The 18,403-nt window shown below is 40.3% G+C and carries 18 protein-coding genes and 1 pseudogene; 12 read left to right on the forward strand and 7 right to left on the reverse strand.

Features of this window, described 5'->3' with window-relative positions; all coding sequences use genetic code 11:
- Window positions 1-106 precede the first annotated feature (106 nt).
- The 3 genes from AC4PG8_RS11645 to AC4PG8_RS11655 form a co-directional block, all read right to left on the reverse strand.
- On the reverse strand, window positions 107-409 hold the full coding sequence (locus AC4PG8_RS11645; RefSeq protein WP_003722042.1) for a PTS sugar transporter subunit IIA: 303 nt from the start codon (window positions 407-409) through the stop codon (window positions 107-109).
- A 36-nt stretch (window positions 410-445) separates the two neighbouring features.
- Complete coding sequence (locus tag AC4PG8_RS11650; RefSeq protein WP_185324031.1) at window positions 446-1,753, reverse strand: PTS sugar transporter subunit IIC; 1,308 nt, start codon at window positions 1,751-1,753, stop codon at window positions 446-448.
- A 136-nt stretch (window positions 1,754-1,889) separates the two neighbouring features.
- Window positions 1,890-2,195 (reverse strand): PTS sugar transporter subunit IIB, encoded by a 306-nt coding sequence (locus AC4PG8_RS11655; RefSeq protein WP_003739890.1) that lies wholly within the window; start codon window positions 2,193-2,195, stop codon window positions 1,890-1,892.
- A 252-nt stretch (window positions 2,196-2,447) separates the two neighbouring features.
- On the opposite strand from AC4PG8_RS11655, the gene AC4PG8_RS11660 reads away from it, so the two are divergent.
- Genes AC4PG8_RS11660 through AC4PG8_RS11690 form a run of 7 tightly spaced genes read left to right on the forward strand, consistent with a single transcriptional unit; the run spans window position 2,448 to window position 11,117 of the window.
- The gene (locus tag AC4PG8_RS11660; protein WP_031649714.1) at window positions 2,448-2,537 is read left to right on the forward strand and encodes a potassium-transporting ATPase subunit F; all 90 of its coding nucleotides are present in this window, start codon (window positions 2,448-2,450) and stop codon (window positions 2,535-2,537) included.
- Window positions 2,534-4,219: a potassium-transporting ATPase subunit KdpA gene (gene kdpA, locus AC4PG8_RS11665; RefSeq protein WP_003772875.1), complete on the forward strand. Its 1,686-nt coding sequence runs from the start codon at window positions 2,534-2,536 to the stop codon at window positions 4,217-4,219. The genes AC4PG8_RS11660 and kdpA overlap by 4 nt, the downstream gene beginning before the upstream one ends.
- A gap of 11 nt (window positions 4,220-4,230) precedes the next feature.
- A complete protein-coding gene (kdpB, locus tag AC4PG8_RS11670) occupies window positions 4,231-6,276 on the forward strand; it encodes a potassium-transporting ATPase subunit KdpB (protein ID WP_010991396.1) in 2,046 nt (681 codons plus the stop codon).
- 14 nt (window positions 6,277-6,290) lie between these two features.
- A complete protein-coding gene (locus AC4PG8_RS11675) occupies window positions 6,291-6,863 on the forward strand; it encodes a potassium-transporting ATPase subunit C (RefSeq protein WP_492170395.1) in 573 nt (190 codons plus the stop codon).
- 18 nt (window positions 6,864-6,881) lie between these two features.
- Window positions 6,882-9,572 (forward strand): ATP-binding protein, encoded by a 2,691-nt coding sequence (locus AC4PG8_RS11680; RefSeq protein ID WP_185541247.1) that lies wholly within the window; start codon window positions 6,882-6,884, stop codon window positions 9,570-9,572.
- Window positions 9,569-10,264, forward strand: coding sequence for a response regulator (locus tag AC4PG8_RS11685; protein WP_185541249.1), 696 nt, complete (start codon window positions 9,569-9,571; stop codon window positions 10,262-10,264). The genes AC4PG8_RS11680 and AC4PG8_RS11685 overlap by 4 nt, the downstream gene beginning before the upstream one ends.
- Before the next feature lie 40 nt (window positions 10,265-10,304).
- Window positions 10,305-11,117 carry an alpha/beta fold hydrolase gene (locus tag AC4PG8_RS11690; RefSeq protein WP_185513326.1) on the forward strand — a complete coding sequence of 271 codons (813 nt, stop codon included), beginning with the start codon at window positions 10,305-10,307 and terminating at the stop codon, window positions 11,115-11,117.
- A 1-nt stretch (window position 11,118) separates the two neighbouring features.
- Here AC4PG8_RS11690 and AC4PG8_RS11695 read toward each other — a convergent pair whose 3' ends face one another.
- The 4 genes from AC4PG8_RS11695 to AC4PG8_RS11710 form a co-directional block, all read right to left on the reverse strand.
- Window positions 11,119-12,375, reverse strand: a complete 1,257-nt coding sequence (locus tag AC4PG8_RS11695) for a Y-family DNA polymerase (RefSeq protein ID WP_185541251.1) — start codon at window positions 12,373-12,375, stop codon at window positions 11,119-11,121.
- 12 nt (window positions 12,376-12,387) lie between these two features.
- Window positions 12,388-12,729 (reverse strand): hypothetical protein, encoded by a 342-nt coding sequence (locus tag AC4PG8_RS11700; protein ID WP_185510903.1) that lies wholly within the window; start codon window positions 12,727-12,729, stop codon window positions 12,388-12,390.
- Window positions 12,730-12,925: 196 nt separating this feature from the next.
- Window positions 12,926-13,381: a ribose 5-phosphate isomerase B gene (gene rpiB, locus AC4PG8_RS11705; protein WP_010991390.1), complete on the reverse strand. Its 456-nt coding sequence runs from the start codon at window positions 13,379-13,381 to the stop codon at window positions 12,926-12,928.
- Window positions 13,382-13,426: 45 nt separating this feature from the next.
- Entirely contained in the window at window positions 13,427-13,897 is a 471-nt protein-coding gene (locus AC4PG8_RS11710; protein ID WP_003739880.1) for a universal stress protein, read from the reverse strand.
- A 115-nt stretch (window positions 13,898-14,012) separates the two neighbouring features.
- On the opposite strand from AC4PG8_RS11710, the pseudogene AC4PG8_RS11715 reads away from it, so the two are divergent.
- From AC4PG8_RS11715 to AC4PG8_RS11735, 5 genes and pseudogenes are all read left to right on the forward strand, one after another.
- Window positions 14,013-14,140, forward strand: a pseudogene (locus tag AC4PG8_RS11715) (AraC family transcriptional regulator); the annotation flags it as partial.
- Window positions 14,141-14,216: 76 nt separating this feature from the next.
- Entirely contained in the window at window positions 14,217-14,579 is a 363-nt protein-coding gene (locus tag AC4PG8_RS11720; protein WP_070212014.1) for an MmcQ/YjbR family DNA-binding protein, read from the forward strand.
- Window positions 14,580-14,652: 73 nt separating this feature from the next.
- The gene (locus tag AC4PG8_RS11725) at window positions 14,653-15,465 is read left to right on the forward strand and encodes a putative ABC transporter permease (protein ID WP_185570956.1); all 813 of its coding nucleotides are present in this window, start codon (window positions 14,653-14,655) and stop codon (window positions 15,463-15,465) included.
- Window positions 15,466-15,834: 369 nt separating this feature from the next.
- Window positions 15,835-17,904, forward strand: coding sequence for a BglG family transcription antiterminator (locus tag AC4PG8_RS11730; RefSeq protein ID WP_492170396.1), 2,070 nt, complete (start codon window positions 15,835-15,837; stop codon window positions 17,902-17,904).
- Window positions 17,905-17,937: 33 nt separating this feature from the next.
- The gene (locus tag AC4PG8_RS11735) at window positions 17,938-18,402 is read left to right on the forward strand and encodes a PTS sugar transporter subunit IIA (RefSeq protein WP_070235154.1); all 465 of its coding nucleotides are present in this window, start codon (window positions 17,938-17,940) and stop codon (window positions 18,400-18,402) included.
- The last annotated feature ends 1 nt before the right edge of the window (window position 18,403 follow it).

Genomic DNA, 18,403 nt, shown 5'->3' on the forward strand with positions numbered 1-18,403 from the left:
TTTTTCATATTATTAAATAAAAAGTCACATAAAAATAGAGTGGAAAAAATCCACTCTATTAATAGTTTAACTTTAGGGGGTCACTACAAATATGACAACCCTGTTTTTATTTATTCTTATAAAGGTCTACAATTTCTTTCGCTAAATCTTTGAAAGTGATTGCATTCATTAAATGATCTTGTGCGTGAACGAGTAGAAGGGAAACTTCTGTTTTTTCGCCACGTGCTTCACCTTGTATAAGTTTTGTTTGAGAATGATGCGCTTCAAGTAGTGCTTGTTCTGCTTGGGCGATTTGTTCGTCTGCTTGAGCGAAATCCCCTTTTTTAGCGGAATCAATAGCTAACATAGCGTCACTTTTGGCATTACCACCGAACACGATCAAGCTCATAATAGTTTGCTCTAAATCCATCTGTAAACACGTCCTTAAAGTTTTGGTTTTTAAAAATTATTCAGCAGTAACGCCTTCAGCAGCAAGTGCTTCTCTTTCACGACGTAGCTCTTGGATTTGAGCGATTTTCGCGAATGGAAGGAAGATTAGGATAGATAGACCTAAGTTTACAGCTGCAAGTACGCCACCAGCGATACTTTGTGTTGCAAGTGCTCCACCGATAATTGGTGGTGTAGTCCAAGGAGTTACGATAGTACAAGCTGGTACCCAACCAATAGCTGTTGCAAAGTAAGCTACAGTTACAAGTACAAGTGGTGCCAAGATGTACGGAATGAACATAATTGGATTCAAGACGATTGGAAGACCAAACATCATTGGTTCGTTAATGTTGAAAAGACCTGGCGCTGCAGACAATTTAGAAACTGTCATGTACGCTTTGTGTTTACGAGCTACGATAAAGATAGCAATGATTAAACCGATAGTTGCCCCAGTTCCGCCTAAGTTAACGAAAGAGTCAAAGAAAGGTTTGTTAACGATGTAAGGAAGTTCTTTACCAGCTTCTAGTGCTTTTACGTTAGCTTCGATAGCTGGGATGTTGATTGTTTGCATGAACGGGTCGATAATGTTCGCACCGTGTAAACCAAAGAACCAAAGGAAAGCAGAAACGAATGCCAAGAGTAATGCTGCTGGCAAGGAGTTTGCAAGACCCATGAACGGTTCTTGAACTAATTCATAGAAAGAAATTACTAAGTTAGTCACACCAGCTGCTTGGAAGAACGCAGTGATAAGACCAAAGATAGAAACAGTGATCATTGCAGGGAATAAAGCTGCGAATGAACGAGAAACTGCCGGTGGAACACCATCAGGCATGTTGATAATTAGTTTCGGGCTACCACTCAAGCGAGTGAAGATTTCAGTTGAAAGAATTGCAATAATAAGTGCTAAGAAAAGACCAGTTGATCCAAGACCACCAGTGTTTGCAACGCCGTCAGCACCTGGAGCAATTGCGCCAATAGTGAAGAAAGTTGCTACAGAAACTACTGCGGAAGAAAGTGGATCTTTGTCATAAGATTTAGCTAAGTTGTAAGCTACAGTGAAAGCGATAAGTAATGCTAAGATAGCAAAAGTACCGTTCCAAACGTTTCCGCCGAATGCTTGCCAAGTTCCTTCACCAAATAAGTTATTCATGAATTTTTGGTAAGCTGGAATTGGGAAGTTGTTAATTAAAACGGCGAAAGACCCTAGAATCATAAGTGGCATAGTTGTAATGAAACCATCACGGATTGCTACTAAATGACGTTGTCCACCAATTTTGGCAGCGTAGGGAATGAAATATTTCTCCATAAATGCGATAAAACCATTCATTTTTTATTCTCCTTTTTTGAGGGATAAAGTAATAGCCGGGTTAAGACGAATACATAATTTCTAAAACATGGCGTTATTACTATACCTCTTTAGTTTTTTATAATTTTCAGCTAGCTAGCTGTAATTACCCTCTTTTTTACTTCATTAAATCTAATGCTTGTTCTAAAACTTTGTCGCCTTTCATCATTCCATAATCAACACTGTTAATAACAGCTAATGGAATACCTTTTGGCTCCAATTTTTTCTTCATGTTTCCTTCTAAGAAACGTACTTGTGGTCCAAGTAATAAAACATCAATTTCGTCTAAATGGTTAGCTGCTTCTGCTTCGGCAACTGCAAAGATTTTTGCTTCAAGACCTTTTTCTGCAGCGGCTTTTTCCATTTTTGTAACTAGTAAGCTGGTAGACATACCTGCTGAACATACTAACATGATTGTTTTCATGATTATTTCCTCCTCTAGATAATTCTCTTAACACTTATTATATATGCAAGTACCGTGCCAACTTTAAATGTGGCTATAAAAGGGTTTTCATTTTGTTTTTTGCTTACACATTGGCTTTTTTTGTGTGTAAATTTTACACACATAGAGATATTAACGGAATCTTTATGCGGAGCTTTAGAATCTTAACACTGTCTTTATGCATTTGTTGTTAGGATAAAGGGTGGAAAGAGTACTTTGAAGGGGTGAACGGAAATGGGTGTTGTTCTAGTGATTGCTGGAATAATCGGTTTAGGGTTATTGGTATATTTATTTTATGTGTTATTTAGAGGTGAGAACTTATGAAGTATATCGTGATGCAAGATGTGTTTTTTATTGTATTGTTATTAGTTTTAGCAGTACCTCTAGGAATTTATATGTATAAAGTAATGATTGGTGAAAAGGTGTTTTTATCAAGGGTACTTGAGCCAGTTGAACGATTTGGTTATCGGTTGATGGGTGTGAATGCAGCTGGGATGTCAGCGAAGCGTTATGCTGGATCTGTTCTTGCTTTTAGTGCGGTTGGTTTTATATTTGTGATGGCGGTGCTGATGTTACAAGGGTTTTTACCGCTTAATCCAGAAGGTATGAAGGGGCTTAGCTTTAGTCTTGCGTTTAATACGGCGGCGAGCTTTGTGTCGAATACGAACTGGCAAGCTTACTCTGGTGAGGCGGCTTTATCGTATTTTTCGCAGTCAATTGGCTTAACTGTACAGAATTTTGTTTCAGCGGCGACGGGGATTGCAGTGTTATTTGCGGTAATTCGTGGCTTTATATGGAAGAAACAGAAAACCGTGGGCAATTTTTGGCAAGATTTATTTAGGGTGACGCTTTATATTTTACTACCGCTTTCGCTTGTTTTGGCAATTCTTTTGGTGTCACAAGGTGTGGTGCAATCATTTGCTGATTATTCGGTGGTTGAATCGCTTGAAAATGGAGCAAAACAATTGATTCCGCTTGGTCCAGCTGCAAGTCAAATTGCGATTAAGCAACTGGGAACGAATGGTGGAGGCTTTTTCGGGGCAAATTCGGCGTTTCCTTTTGAAAATCCGTCGAGTTTTACTAATTTATTAGAGATGCTTGCGATTTTGCTTATTCCTGTGGCACTTGTTGTGATGTTTGGACGTGCGGTGAAGGACAGTAAACAAGGGCGTGCGATTATGACAGCAATGATGATTGTGTTTGTTGTTGGGGTAGTTGCGATTACGATTTCAGAACAATTCGCTGGTCCAAGTTATCAAGGTGTTACTACTTCTGGAAGTATGGAAGGTAAAGAGGTGCGTTTTGGTGTTGGCGGATCGTCGCTTTTTGCGGCTTCTACGACGGCTGCTTCAAACGGCGCTGTTAATGCGATGCACGATAGCTTGACTCCGCTCGGTGGGCTAGTTCCAATGTTCTTTATGCAGCTTGGTGAAGTTATTTTTGGCGGTGTTGGTAGCGGGCTTTATGGAATGATTGGCTTTATTATTTTGACGGTGTTTATCGCTGGGCTTTTGGTTGGGCGGACACCAGAATATTTAGGGAAGAAAATTGAACCATATGATATGAAAATGGTTTGTTTACTCATTTTAGTTCCACCGTTATTAACTTTATTTGGAACTGCGGTTGCGGTAATGATGCCGAGTGTGCAGGCTTCCGTTTCGGCGAGTGGGGCGCATGGTTTTTCTGAGGTGCTCTATGCTTTCACCTCTATGGGAAATAATAATGGTAGTGCTTTTGCTGGATTTGCGGCAGACACGACGTTTACAAATATGGTCGGCGCGGTAATGATGTTGCTAGCACGATTTATCCCGCTGATTGCGGCACTTTACTTGGCTCAAAATATGGCTGGAAAGAGTCCGGTTGCAGCAAGTAGTGGAACGTTATCGACGAAAAATGGCATGTTTATCGGTCTTTTAATTGGAGTAGTAGTGCTTGTTGGCGCACTTAGTTTCTTGCCGGCGCTTGCACTAGGACCGATTGCGGACTTCTTTACAACTTTCAAATGAGGTGAATGGAAATGATGGAAAATGGTATTTGGAAAGATGCATTAATTCAGTCGATGAAAAAATTGTCTCCAAAACTACAAGTGAAAAATCCAGTGATGTTACTCGTATATGTTGGCGCGATTTTAGCAACAAGCCTTTATTTTCTTGGTTTTTTCGGAATTTCAGATGAGAAAGCTGGTTATACGCTCGCAATTGCGCTGATTTTATGGTTTACTGTTTTGTTTGCAAATTTTGCGGAGGCAATTGCAGAAGGGCGTGGCCGTGCTCAAGCAGACAGTTTAAAAATGGCTCGAAAAGACGTTTTAGCTCGGAAATTAAAAAATTTAGAAGATAAATCTGATGTTATAGAAGTAGCTTCGAATGATTTGAAAAAAGGGGATATTGTTTACGTGCTTGCGAATGAACAAATCCCGATGGACGGTGAAGTTATTGAAGGTGCGGCCTCTGTTGATGAAAGTGCGATAACGGGGGAATCCGCGCCGGTAATTCGCGAGTCTGGTGGCGATAGAAGTGCTGTTACAGGAGGAACTACCCTTGTTTCTGACTGGCTTGTTATTCGTGTGACGGCTGTTTCTGGGGAAAGTTTCTTAGATAAAATGATTGCGATGGTAGAAGGCGCTTCACGGAAAAAAACACCAAATGAGATTGCGCTACAAATTTTACTTGTGACACTGTCAATTATTTTCTTGGCAGTTTCAGCGACACTTTTACCATTTACCGAATTTGCGAGTAAACAAGCAGGGGCGGGATCGGCAATTTCGATTACAAATGTGATTGCTTTACTTGTTTGTTTAGCACCAACCACTATTGGCGCATTGCTTTCGTCCATTGGGATTGCTGGAATGAGCCGTTTAAATCAAGCGAATGTTTTAGCAATGAGCGGCCGGGCAATTGAGGCAGCTGGCGATGTGGATGTACTTTTACTTGATAAAACTGGAACGATTACGCTTGGAAACCGGAAAGCGAGCGAATTTTTACCGGTGGATGGGGTGACCGAACAAGAGTTAGCAGATGCGGCTCAACTGTCCTCTATTGCGGATGAAACTGCAGAAGGTCGAAGCATTGTTGTATTAGCAAAAGAACGTTTCGACATTCGCGGACGAGATTTCGCGGAAATGCACGCAGAATTTGTACCTTTCACTGCAACGACACGAATGAGTGGAATCGATTATCAAGGAAACACAATTCGAAAAGGTGCGGCTGATGCAGTTCGTGCGTATGTATCTGCAAATGGCGGCACGTACCCAAAAGAATGCGATACGATTGTAAGCAAAGTGGCTGGCGCTGGTGGAACGCCGCTTGTAGTAGTCCGAAATAATAAAGTGCTAGGCGTTATATATTTAAAAGACATCGTGAAAAATGGGGTGAAAGAACGTTTCCTTGATTTGCGAAAAATGGGTATTAAAACCATTATGATTACTGGTGATAACCCAATGACCGCGGCGGCAATTGCGGCAGAAGCTGGAGTGGATGATTTTCTAGCTGAAGCAACTCCAGAAGCAAAATTGGAATTAATTCGCGAATATCAACGAGAAGGGCATTTGGTTGCAATGACAGGAGATGGCACAAACGACGCACCAGCTCTTGCGCAAGCCGATGTTGCTGTGGCGATGAATACAGGAACGCAAGCTGCCAAAGAAGCGGGAAATATGGTGGACCTTGATTCTAGCCCAACTAAATTAATTGATATTGTTCGTATCGGAAAACAACTTTTAATGACTCGCGGAGCTTTGACTACATTTAGTGTTGCCAACGATTTGGCGAAATACTTTGCGATTATTCCTGTGCTATTTTACGGGATTTTCCCACAACTTGAAGCACTTAACTTGATGGATTTAACAAGCCCTACGAGTGCGATTTTGTCCGCGATTATTTATAACGCAGTGATTATTATTTTCTTAATTCCGTTATCTTTAAAAGGCGTGAAATATCGTGAAATGCCAGCTGGAAAATTATTAAGTCGCAATATGTTGATTTACGGTCTTGGTGGTTTAATTGCACCATTTATTGCGATTAAATTAATTGATATGCTGTTAACTGTTTTAGGAATCGTTTAAGAGGGGGAGAGAACATGAAAAGATTTATGCAAATTTGGAAGCCTGCAGTAGTGGGATTTCTACTTTTAACATTGGTGTGTGGCGTGATTTATCCAGGGGTTGTCATAATTATTGCAGGTGCGGCTTTTCAGGACAAAGCAAATGGCAGTATAATAGAAGGAAAGTTAGCAGACGGGGAATCAGGAAAATATGGTTCTACCGAAATTGGTCAAACATTTACTCAGCCTGAATACTTAATCGGGCGAGCTGCGAGTGACGGGGCGGCGACTAATTTAAACCCAACTAGCGAAGAACAAAAACAATTAGTAGAAAAACGAATTGCTTGGTGGCACAAACTAGATCCGACGAACAATCGAGTTATTCCAATGGATCTCGTAACAGCATCAGCAAGTGGCGTGGATCCGGATATTTCAGAGGCTGCCGCGGCATATCAAGTAGACCGAATTTCGAGAGAACGAGGTATTTCTACCAAAGTGGTTAAAGAAATCGTTGCTGAAAACACAAGCAAGCGATTGTTAGGTTTTTGGGGTGAGCCGACTGTGAACGTATTACAAGTGAATGTGGCATTAGATAGTTTGAAAATGTAAGTAGTTGGAGGCGAGCATATGGAGACGAATCGTCCAAGTCCGGATGCGCTACTCGTGAATTTGCAAGAAGAGGCAGATTCATCAGTAGGTAAATTAAAAATATATTTTGGATTTGCAGCAGGTGTTGGGAAAACTTATGCCATGTTAAGTGACGCCAAAGATCAATTAGCAGCAGGTGTGGATGTCGTGGCGGGTTATATTGAACCCCATGCCCGCGAGGAAACTCTAAGAATGTTAGAAGGAATTCCGATTATCCCTCCTAAAGCAATCAATCATAAAAATATCGCGCTCAAAGAATTCGATTTGGACGAAGCGTTGAAACGAAAACCAGAACTTATTTTGGTAGACGAACTCGCACATACGAATGCATCAGGCGTACGCAATAAGAAACGTTTCCAAGATGTGGAAGAATTGCTTCAAGCGGGAATTGATGTATATACGACTGTCAATGTGCAACATATTGAAAGTTTAAACGATATTGTAGAAGGCATCACCAAGGTAGCTGTTCGCGAAACGATTCCTGACTATGTTTTTGATGAGGCGGACCGAGTTAAGTTAATTGATATTGAACCCGATGAACTTCTAAAACGACTAGAACAAGGCAAAATTTACCAACCAGCGCGCGCAAAAACAGCGATGCAGAACTTCTTCACTAGAGAAAATTTAAAACTCTTACGCGAAATTGCGATGCGAAAAGCGGCCGACCGAATTAGTCATGAATACGATCAAACAGGGATTTATCCAGAAAAACGGGCGAGTAGTAAATGGCTAGTCTGTATTGGGACATCGCCTTCGTCTGCAAAACTCATTCGCTGGACAGCGCGCACTGCCGAGGCTTTCCGCGCACCGTGGACTGCCCTTTATATTGAAAATGAAGAAAATGATTACATGACTAAAGCGGAGAAAAAATGTTTGCGGGAAACGATGGAACTCGCTGAACGACTTGGCGCGGAAATTGTCACCCTCGCCGGACATGACATTGCAGAAACAGTAGCTGAGTATGCCCGGTTGACTGGTGTGACAAATATTGTTGTCGGGAAATCACGTCGTCGCATGGGTTTAAGATCTTTATTTGAAGATGATTTTGAGGATCGTCTCATTACACACCTTGATAACGTCGATATGCATATTATTCCCTCAAGCCAACCGCAAACTAAAAAACGTCGAATGAAAATACGTTTTAAAAGCTTTTTAACCTGGCATGATATGGCAAAAATGATTTTACTACTAACATTGGCAACGGCGATTTGTGTTGGTCTAAGTGAATTTGGCATCGGTGATCAAAATGTTATTATGGTATATATTTTATCCGTGTTAATTATTTCTCGCGTAACAAGCGGCTATGTTTATGGCGTTATGGGTTCTATCATTGGCGTTATGTTATTTAATTTCTTTTTCACGACGCCACTTTATACGTTTAATACAATTCAAGCGGGCTATCCGGTGACGTTCGGAATTATGCTTTTAGTTGCTCTTATTACTAGTGCGCTAACTGTCCGAATTAAAACGCAAGCTAGCCTGGCCGTTGAGCGAGAACGTCGAACCGAAGTGCTTTATGAAATCAATAAGCGGCTATTAGTTACCCGCAATTTAAAAGGAATTATTGATTTAACCAACGAATATATTTTGCATTTATTTAGCCGCTCCGTTATTTTTTATTCTGCGGATCCTGCTAAAAGTAATAAAGGGATTTTCGTACAAGCAGAAGGAAAAGAAGATGCCAGTGCGCTTCTTAGTGCGGATGAAGAAGCTGTCGCGCATTGGGTATTTAAAAATAAAAAGCGGGCGGGTGCTGGGACGGATACGCTAATGGGGGCATTTGGTTATTATATGCCAGTGATGTCACAAGGAAAAGTGCTTGGTGTCATTGGCGTTTCTTGCTCCCCAGAAGATGGTCCACTTACACAAGATAATCGGATCTTTTTACGAATGATTAGCTCTCAAGTGGCACTAGCTCTAGAACGGCAATATTTATCCGAAGAACAACGCCAAATCGTCATCGAATCTGCAAAAGAAAAAATGAGAAGCAATTTACTTCGGGCGATTTCGCATGATTTAAGAACACCGCTCACTGGTATTGTTGGAGCAAGTTCTGCCTTACTTGAAAAAGAAACTGAGTTAGATAAAGAAACGGAACATAATTTAATTAAAGGTATTAAAGATGACTCTGGCTGGCTCATTCGGATGGTTGAGAATTTACTTTCTGTGACGAGAATTAGTGAAGGATTGGTGAGTTTGGAACGAGCTCCAGAAGCCGTAGAAGAAATTGTTGGTGAGGCTGTCGGTCGAATTAAAAAACGTTTCGCAGACCGAACAATCCATGTCAAAGTACCGCGCGACCTTCTTATGGTTCCGATGGATGGCACGTTAATTGAGCAAGTCCTTATTAATTTAATGGAAAATGCGTTGCGACATGGTGGATCTGATGCGGAAGTTTGGGTGAACGTGACGAAAACGAAGAAAAGTGCGGTTTTTAGTGTGCGCGATAACGGAAAAGGCATTCCAGAAAATCGCTTGCCAGATTTATTTGATACTTTTGCTGTGGAAGCGAGAGAACGTTCGGATATGTCACGCGGATTAGGACTTGGTTTATCGATTTGTATGTCGATTATTCGAGCACATGACGGGACTTTAGAAGCGAAAAACAATGAACATGGTGGGGCGACATTCTGGTTCACTTTGCCACTAGACGGAGGAGATGGAAAATGAACAGCAAACGACTTGTGCTAATTGTGGAAGATGAAGAAGGCATTAGCAATTTTATTTCAGCTGTTTTGACGGCGAGCGATTATGCGGTGATTAAAGCAGTGAACGGTAAAGAAGCGCTAGAACAGACGGCCAGCCATTCGCCAGATGTGGTGTTACTTGACCTAGGTTTGCCAGATGTGGAAGGACTAGACGTGCTTCGGGATATTCGCGTTTGGTCGAAAGTGCCGATTATTGTCGTATCCGCGCGCGATCATGAACGAGAAAAAGTAACGGCACTTGACCTTGGCGCAGATGATTATATCACGAAACCATTCGGCACATCGGAACTACTGGCACGCATTCGAACTGCCCTTAGACACATTCAACCGAGCAGTAAAGAAGCGTCAAATGACCATATTATTCGCATTCAAGACCTGTATATTGATGATGACCGCCGACTTGTCAAAATGGGCGACACGGAAATTCACTTTACGCCGATTGAATATAAAATTTTGCTCCTATTAGCACGTCACGCTGGGAAAGTTCTCACGCATGACTATATTATCCGAGAAATTTGGGGCCCTTATTCAAGTGAAAATCAAGCACTTCGGGTCAATATGAGTAATATCAGGCGTAAAATCGAACAAAATCCTGCTGAACCTGCCTATATTTTGACAGAAGTAGGGGTTGGGTACCGGATGGCAGAAGAATAATAATATGTTATGATAAAAATAAACGCCAGGAGGAATTAACATGCATAAAACAATCCGTAGCGTAGACGTTTATTATGAAAAATATGGTGAAGGAATACCAATAATAATGATTCATGGCTTTGCACCTGATTCGCAGCTGATGATTGGTTGTATGGAGCCAGTCTTTGATAAGGAAAGTCCATTTTCACGTATTTATGTGGATTTGCCTGGAATGGGGAAAACCGAGAATTACGACTCAATTCAAAGTGCTGACCATGTACTCACTCTTTTACTAGAATTTATTGAAGCTGTAATTCCGGGCGAGCAATTTGTACTCGCCGGAGAATCGTATGGTGGTTATTTAGCTCGCGGAATCGCAGCGAAAATGCCAGATAGAGTACTTGGAGTCTTGCTTATTTGCCCAGTCATTTATCCTGAAAAGGAAAGAAGAACTTTACCCGAACAAAAAGTCATGTACCAAGATGATACGTTTGTACGGTCGCTATCCAAAGAAGACCGAGCGTACTTTTCAAAAAGTGGCGTTATTTTAACAGCAAGAAACTGGAATCGTTTCTTGGCGGAAGTGATGGCGGGAATGATTAATGCAGATGGAGAATTTTTAGACCGATTATCCGCGAATTATGCGCTTAGCTTTGATCCAGACGAAAAAGCGCAATTCGATGTACCGGGATTATTCTTGTTTGGTCGTCAAGATGATCACGTGGGATACGCAGACGGGCTTACATTGCTTGAAAAATATCCACATGCTTCTTTTGCTATCCTTGATTTTGCGGGACATAATTTACAAATTGAACAACCAAAAATATTTACAACAATGGTAGAGGATTTCTTGTTCCGCGTGAAACCAGAATAAGTTAACCTTTGTGACCACCAACCATTTCAGAACGTTTTAATCCTGTCGCTCCATTTAGTAAACTGCTCGCATGCATAAGTGATTTAAAACCATAGCGAGTGCGAATTTTATCGACAGTTACTTCTAATTGCTCGTGATTTAATGTGCGGGTGGCATCCTCAAATAGATTGAGTTGCAGTCCGGTTTTTAAAGTGAGTTTACCACACGAAATCGCAATGGAGCGCACGGGTTCTCGTTCATCGTAACGTCTGAATAGTTGCAGGAAATAAGGAATAAGAGCATGACTACTACTAGTAGAAGGGATTTTAGCTTGATGGCTGAATCCTTTTTTTATGCTGTATTTACTGTAGCCGATACTTAAATGAATAACCTCCGTATCCACATGGTTTTGTCGTAAGCGCATCGCTACTTCCTCAACCATTTCACGAATAACTATCTCCACTTCAGCGGGAATATGATAGTCTTTTTCAAGAATCTGGCTTTTCCCGTAGCTTTTACTAACAGGAACATATTTTTCGTTTAAAAGGCTGTAATCAATTCCGTGTGCGTGATAGTAAAGCTGTTCACCAACAACTCCCATTGCGTTTTTTAATACTTGCGGCGGAGTTTGACTAAGTTGATACATATTGAAAATCCCCATTTTTTGCAGTCGAATGGCAGTCCTCCGACCAATTCCGCATACATCATCCAAATGTCTGATTTTCCAAATGGTCTCGGGAACATCTTCATAGCGCCATTCAGCGATGCCGTCTTCCCGGTTTTTGGCCACATTATCGAGCGCGAGTTTGGCAAGAAGAGGGTTGTCGCCAATACCAACCGTGACATACAGCCGCAATTCCTCTAAAATATCACGCTGGATTTTGCGAACAATTTCTTCCGTGCTACCGAATAACAGGTGCGATCCGGTGATGTCTAAAAAACATTCATCAATACTATAAACGTGAATAAACTCAGCGGGAACATAACGTCTGAAAATAGCTTGAATCATCGCGTTTACTTTTAAATATAGTTTCATTCGCGGTGGTGCGATAATAATGCGCTTATCCCAAGTCGGGAGTTCATACATTCTTGAGCCAGTTTTAATGTGGTGTTCTTGTTTCATTTTTGGCGTTGCAGCTAAAACGAGACCACCAGCCCGGTCGGCGTTACTCATTACTACTAAATAAGCTTCAAGTGGATTCAGCCGACGTTTAACACACTCAACAGAGGCGAAAAAACGACTTAATATCGATGCACAAAATATCACGGCGCGGTGCACGGCTATAATCTTCTACTTGTACCATTTGTCGACACTCCTTTCTTCTACGTTTCGAATAGCAGAGAAGGAAAGTGGGACAGTGCCCTCAGAATTTTTAATGTAAATGGTGTTGTTCTCCACGCCTGAAATACGACCAATAATATCATTTTCAGGAGCAGATTCTGGGTTTAATGGCTTTTTCTGGATAACAAGCGTAGACTGATGTGTCATCGCGTTAGCTAGCACGCTTTCGATAAATTCTGTAGTCATAGCTTCTTTCCATACTAAAGTTGGTTCAGCGTCTTGCATTGCTTCTGTATGCTCGCTTAATAAAAAACCGCCCCATTTCTTCATGCCGCGATCTTGGTAGCTCATATGATGACACCTCCAATATTTTCAAATAATTAGCTGTTGCTTAAATATATTATACGAACAAACGTTCTTGTTTACAATGTGTAAATGTCCTCATTTATGCTAGCAAAACGGGAAAAAATTACTATTTGTGAACTATTAATAAAGTGGACATAAAAAAAGACCAAGCCTATAAAATTAGACTTGGACTTTTTTTATTTTAAGCGTGGCTGTCTTCGTATGCTGTGATTTGCCCCACACGATTTGCGTGTCTGCCACCTTCATACGCTGTTTCTAACCAAATTTTGACAATATCTTCTGCTAGTCCCGGACCTATGACTCTCGCTCCAAGTGCAAGGACATTTGTATCATTATGTTCGCGCGTTGCATGGGCGCTAAATGTATCGCCAACAAGTGCGCAACGAATACCTTTTACTTTATTAGCTGCGATACTCATACCAATACCTGTGCCACAAACTAAAATCCCGCGGTCGACTTCATTATTCACGACTTTTTCGCTGACCGTAATCGCGAGCCCCGGATAATCCACTGATTCTGGTGCTTCGGGTCCGAATTCTTCATAACTAATTCCAACGCTTTCAAGATAAGAAATAATACTTTTTCGTAACTCAATTCCGCCATGGTCTGAAGCAATGGCAACTTTACTAACTGTCATTTTTTCTCCTCCTGCCGTATAATCAATACCTTCATTATACATGAATTAGAGTTTTTCGACAGTCTTTCTGTTACGCCATGGTTTCGCATGAACAATAATTACGTCGCAAGGTGCATGAGCGGCCGTATATTCAGAAACACTACCAAGAATAAATTGCTCTGTTGCTGAAAGTCCAGTTGCACCAACTAAAATTAAATCGGGTTCAAAATTTCGCGTTATTTTTTTATTAAAGGTAGTTTTTGGTGTACCAAAGTGAACAAAAGTTTCTACATGCGTGACACCAGCTTTTTCGGCCTCTTTTTTGTACATTTCAACTAATTCTTCTCCGTATGCTTTGGCTTTTTTTGCATAGGTTTGTTCATAATCAATTAGTGGTGCAATTCGGCGTACATCGGCAACAAAACCAATACCAAGCGTGGCACCATCCATTTTGGCAAATTGAACAGCTCGTCTTAGTGCGGCTTCCGCTTCGTTTGATCCATCAACACCAACAAGAATCCGTTTGTAAGCAGACATTTTGTATCACCCTCTCAAAAGTTTTTCCCTTATTTACTTAATACCCGTAAATAAAAGAAAGAAGCATGATTGAAGATAAAAATTTGTGGTACTATGAGAAAAAGGAGGTTTCTTTATGGCAAAGCTTGCGAGTTTTTATCCAATTGTAGCTACACCAAAACGTGACGGCTATAAAGAATATCTACCGAATGCGCAGATGATAGAAATTTCCCGGGAAATAATTTAGTAGTTCCTGATTTATGTAATGCAACAAAATGTCGCAAATATACAATGAAAAACGAATATGCTTTGTTAAAATAACAATATGGAGGGGCTTACAATGATTAATGAATTTGCTTGGATACGGGAGGAAATCAGTGGTCTTAAAGGAGTCCAGTATTCTTTTAAAGAAGAATGGGGAGCGGAGCGCTATCATGTTTTGGATCAGCTAATGGCAATGCGTGGAACGAATAAAGAAGGACAGCCCATTTTAACCTTGAAGTGCGATGCCGAAAAAAGTGAGCAACTTCGCGCAGAAAATCCAGCCATCGTTCCCGGTTATTACATGAATAAACGAGTTTGGATTTCTGTTTTATTGGAAGAAGAACGAGATAAAGACTTGATTCGCGCATTAATTCAGCATGCGTACTCAGAAGCGAAGAATAAGTTGCCAAAATATAAACAAGCGGAACTTTTTGACTAATTTAGTTAAGAAGTTCTTATTTCTGTTATAATGAAATTGATTGTGAAAAAGAAAACAAAAAGGGGATGAAAAGATGGATATTAATATGTTTATCCTATACTTTTTTATTTATTCTGTTCTTGGGTGGGCTTGGGAGGAAGTTTTTTGCTCGATTTCAGAGAAGAAGTTAGTGTATCGTGGTTTTCTTTATGGACCATATTGTCCCATTTACGGGTTTGGGGTAACGACAGTTTTAATGATGATTTTACCGTTTCAAAATAACTTATGGGCCTTATTTATTTTTTCGATGATTATTTGTACGGTGATTGAATATGTTACCGCAACGATTTTAGAAGCATTATTCCATACAACATGGTGGGATTATCATAATTGGCCGCTCAATGTAAAAGGACGGATTTGCTTGCCGATTTCGATTTTTTGGGGATTTGCTTGTATTATCGTTGTACGCTTCTTGCATCCACTTGTCACCGAATTCGCGGACTGGGTTTTAAGCTGGGGAGGCTGGATTATTCCTGCTCTCATCGTGGTTCTTATGCTTATTGATACGATTAAATCAGTCACAAGCATGCTTTCATTCCAAAAAGCACTTGCTGAATTTAATGAAAAACTAACTGCCCAAGCAAACGAACTAAAAGCGAGCGTAAAAGAACGTGCGAAAGAATTTGAAGAAGGACTTTTGAAAAAACAAGAAAATGTCGATATGAAAATTGCTGAAATGGAAGCAAAAAGAAAACAAGACAAAGAACTTGCTGCTAGTATGCGTAAACTTAAATTTAATGAGCGAAGAATGCTAAAATCTTTCCCTAAAATGAAAGTGAAACGCGCAGCACCATTTAAAAACTTCAATAAAAGTATTCTCAGAGTCGATAAACAAAAAAGAAAATAAAGCTATGGATTATGACGCAAATGGTAAAATTTATCATTTGCGTCTTTTTTTGTGCTATTTTTTACGAAACGTATAGAAAGAATAGACCATCTTTTGTATGATTAAGAAGAAAGAGCTCCTCGCAAAACTCCATTACTTGATTCTCATTTTTGTTTCAAAGCAGATTTCACACGTCATAAAAAAGTTTGCCAAATAGATGATAGGACAAGCTTTGAAGGCAATAATTAATCATTTATAAATAGTGGGCTTGTTAAAAAAGTCACAAGTAAAGCCCAATGATGTACATTCTTTCCGCAAGTTATTGGGATGAAAGCGTGTACATTTTTATTAGAATTAGATTTATAATTAAAACGAACAGGAGGGAACGACATGTATTTGGATGAGAGAAGTAATTCACTTTTAAAAGAACTTTTACGACATCCTGACACATCGAGTACAAACTTACAAGCCAAATTCGGTTTAACTCGAAGACAAGTCGACTATAGTTTCCAAAAAATTAACAACTGGCTAGAAGAACAGACTTACCCGAAGATTCATCGTGCCGCAAATGGTCGATTTATCGTAGAACCTGACCTGTTTCAAATCATTGGTGAGGAAGATGGCGAAAAAACAGATTGGTACATCCCATCAGAAAAGGAACGCGCCAGTCTAATCATCCTCATGCTAACAACAGGAAGTGAAGAGTTATCCCTTAATCACTTTATAAGCGAGCTGGAGGTGAGCAAGAACACCGTATTACGAGACTTGAAGCTGGTACAAAAAACACTTGAAAAATTCAACCTCGAAGTTAAATATTCGCGGATGCGTGGCTATTTAATTGACGGAGACGAGTGGAACCAGCGGACGGCACTCATTTATGCGGCAGAACACATCATAGAAAGTTTTGGCGGCGAAGAGTATTTACAGGATTTCATGCAAGTGGACGAAGCGAGAATTAAAGAGCTTCGGGAAAAATTGGAACAAGTCGAGCATCACCTGAATTTGCATTTTATTGACAATAAAATGCAAATACTGCCTTACATTTTAGAAGCTGTTTTTCGGCGGATGAAGAAGGGGCAAACAATTACGACATCTTTCCTGATTGACTACAATGAATTGTCAGATACTCGGGAATACGGAGCAGCAGAGATTTTTATTGAAGAAGAGCCGAATATGCCAGAAGCAGAGCGAATGTACATCACATTACAACTTTTAACTTCCAATGTACTTCCGAAACAATATTTAAAATCAGAGGAAACGCACAAGTTAAGGCTGGCACTGGAACAAGTTCTAAGCGAATTTGAGAAAAAGGCTTGTATTCAACTAGTAGACAAAGAATCGTTACTTGAAAAATTATTTGCACATATTAAACCTGCGTATTATCGGATTAAGTATCATCTTACAACAGATTACAGCATTTTAGACAAGATTGATCAAGAATTCCAAGCCGTGCATTACATCGTGAAAGAGTCGTTAGCACCATTAGAACGTTTTATTGGTAGCAAGGTTCCTGAAAATGAAAGTATATTTATTACCCTTTTCATTGGAGGGCATTTAATCGAATCCACGGAGAAATTACAAACGAGACTAAAAGCAGTCGTGGTTTGTCCGAACGGATTGTCGATTTCGAGATTGATGGAAAAAACATTACGAAGCCTTTTCCCGGAAATATTTTTCTATCAAGCGATGTCGATTCGAGAATTTGAACAAACAAAGTTAGGTTATGACATTGTATTTTCCGCAGTGCCACTTTCGACCGATAAGAAATTTTTCCTAATTAATCAATTGATGGATGGAAAAGAGCGACTCGAGCTTAGGCGCCGGGTGATGCGGTCGGTTTACTTAGTGGATGAGGTGAATATCAGCGTCGATCAATTAATGAAAACTATTTCCAAATTTGCTGATATTAAAGATGCTGCCCGTCTTGAAAAAGTGCTAGCAGACTATTTAATGCCAGTTCCAGAAGAAAACACATTGAAACACGAAGGCAAAAGCTCACTCGCAGATTTGCTTGAAGTAACGCGAATCACACGTAAGAAATCTGTGAAAGACTGGCATGAAGCAATTTATCATGCGGCTTTACCGTTACTTTCCGCGGGAGTGGTTGAGCCAGCCTACGTGGATGAAATGAAACGGCAATATCCGGCACCGATTATGAACATCATTCTCCGTAATACGATAGCTATCCCTCATGCTGAAACGGAAAAAGGAGTAAATAGCCTCGGAATGAGCTTGCTTTATCTAGAAGAAGGCCTGCCACTTGAAGGCGGTAAAGAGCTACATTTTATCGTTGTCATTGCAGCCGTAGATAAAAACGCTCACTTCACAGCTTTACTACAATTGATGGAATTATCGGAGAACAAAAAAGAACTGAAAAAACTTGCGGATGCCAGAAACACAGAAGAAATGCACCAAATAATTAAAAACTTCACGGACTTGGAAACAAAAAAGACAATGTAGAGAAGTCAGAAAGAATTACAGGAGGATTTCGTAATGGATTTAGTACAATTTTTGAAAAAAGGAATGGTTTGGGTTCAATCGGATATCGAGAAACAAGAGGACCTATTCCAAATGGTCGCAGAAAGTGGAAAGTCTGAAGGGTATGTAACGGATGACTTTTTAACAAGACTAACAGACCGTGAACAAACCTTTCCAACGGGGCTAAAATTAGATGGATACGGCGTGGCATTACCGCACACGGATCCAGAATGCGTTACGGAACAATTTATCGCCGTAATCACTGTGAAAGAGGGCATTCCATTTAAATTAATGGAAGATGCTGGTCAAACGGTTGAAGCGAATTTGATTTTCGTACTCGGACTAAATGAACCTCACAGCCAGCTCGCGGTACTTCAGCAATTGATGGGGACGATTCAGGATAAAGACAATGTAGCCGCATTACTCAGAGCGAAAGATGAAGACGAAGTAAAACAAATTTTAGAAACAATTACCGTTTAAA

Source organism: Listeria sp. MAN/IMW/UF555 (assembly GCF_058684075.1).

Bases quoted from the DNA above. Each gene is read 5' to 3' on its own strand.
- AC4PG8_RS11645 (WP_003722042.1), bottom strand. From the start codon at position 409: ATGGATTTAGAGCAAACTATTATGAGCTTGATCGTGTTCGGTGGTAAT.
- AC4PG8_RS11650 (WP_185324031.1), bottom strand. From the start codon at position 1,753: ATGAATGGTTTTATCGCATTTATGGAGAAATATTTCATTCCCTACGCT.
- AC4PG8_RS11655 (WP_003739890.1), bottom strand. From the start codon at position 2,195: ATGAAAACAATCATGTTAGTATGTTCAGCAGGTATGTCTACCAGCTTA.
- AC4PG8_RS11660 (WP_031649714.1), top strand. From the start codon at position 2,448: ATGGGTGTTGTTCTAGTGATTGCTGGAATAATCGGTTTAGGGTTATTG.
- kdpA (WP_003772875.1), top strand. From the start codon at position 2,534: ATGAAGTATATCGTGATGCAAGATGTGTTTTTTATTGTATTGTTATTA.
- kdpB (WP_010991396.1), top strand. From the start codon at position 4,231: ATGATGGAAAATGGTATTTGGAAAGATGCATTAATTCAGTCGATGAAA.
- AC4PG8_RS11675 (WP_492170395.1), top strand. From the start codon at position 6,291: ATGAAAAGATTTATGCAAATTTGGAAGCCTGCAGTAGTGGGATTTCTA.
- AC4PG8_RS11680 (WP_185541247.1), top strand. From the start codon at position 6,882: ATGGAGACGAATCGTCCAAGTCCGGATGCGCTACTCGTGAATTTGCAA.
- AC4PG8_RS11685 (WP_185541249.1), top strand. From the start codon at position 9,569: ATGAACAGCAAACGACTTGTGCTAATTGTGGAAGATGAAGAAGGCATT.
- AC4PG8_RS11690 (WP_185513326.1), top strand. From the start codon at position 10,305: ATGCATAAAACAATCCGTAGCGTAGACGTTTATTATGAAAAATATGGT.
- AC4PG8_RS11700 (WP_185510903.1), bottom strand. From the start codon at position 12,729: ATGAGCTACCAAGATCGCGGCATGAAGAAATGGGGCGGTTTTTTATTA.
- rpiB (WP_010991390.1), bottom strand. From the start codon at position 13,381: ATGACAGTTAGTAAAGTTGCCATTGCTTCAGACCATGGCGGAATTGAG.
- AC4PG8_RS11710 (WP_003739880.1), bottom strand. From the start codon at position 13,897: ATGTCTGCTTACAAACGGATTCTTGTTGGTGTTGATGGATCAAACGAA.
- AC4PG8_RS11720 (WP_070212014.1), top strand. From the start codon at position 14,217: ATGATTAATGAATTTGCTTGGATACGGGAGGAAATCAGTGGTCTTAAA.
- AC4PG8_RS11725 (WP_185570956.1), top strand. From the start codon at position 14,653: ATGGATATTAATATGTTTATCCTATACTTTTTTATTTATTCTGTTCTT.
- AC4PG8_RS11730 (WP_492170396.1), top strand. From the start codon at position 15,835: ATGTATTTGGATGAGAGAAGTAATTCACTTTTAAAAGAACTTTTACGA.
- AC4PG8_RS11735 (WP_070235154.1), top strand. From the start codon at position 17,938: ATGGATTTAGTACAATTTTTGAAAAAAGGAATGGTTTGGGTTCAATCG.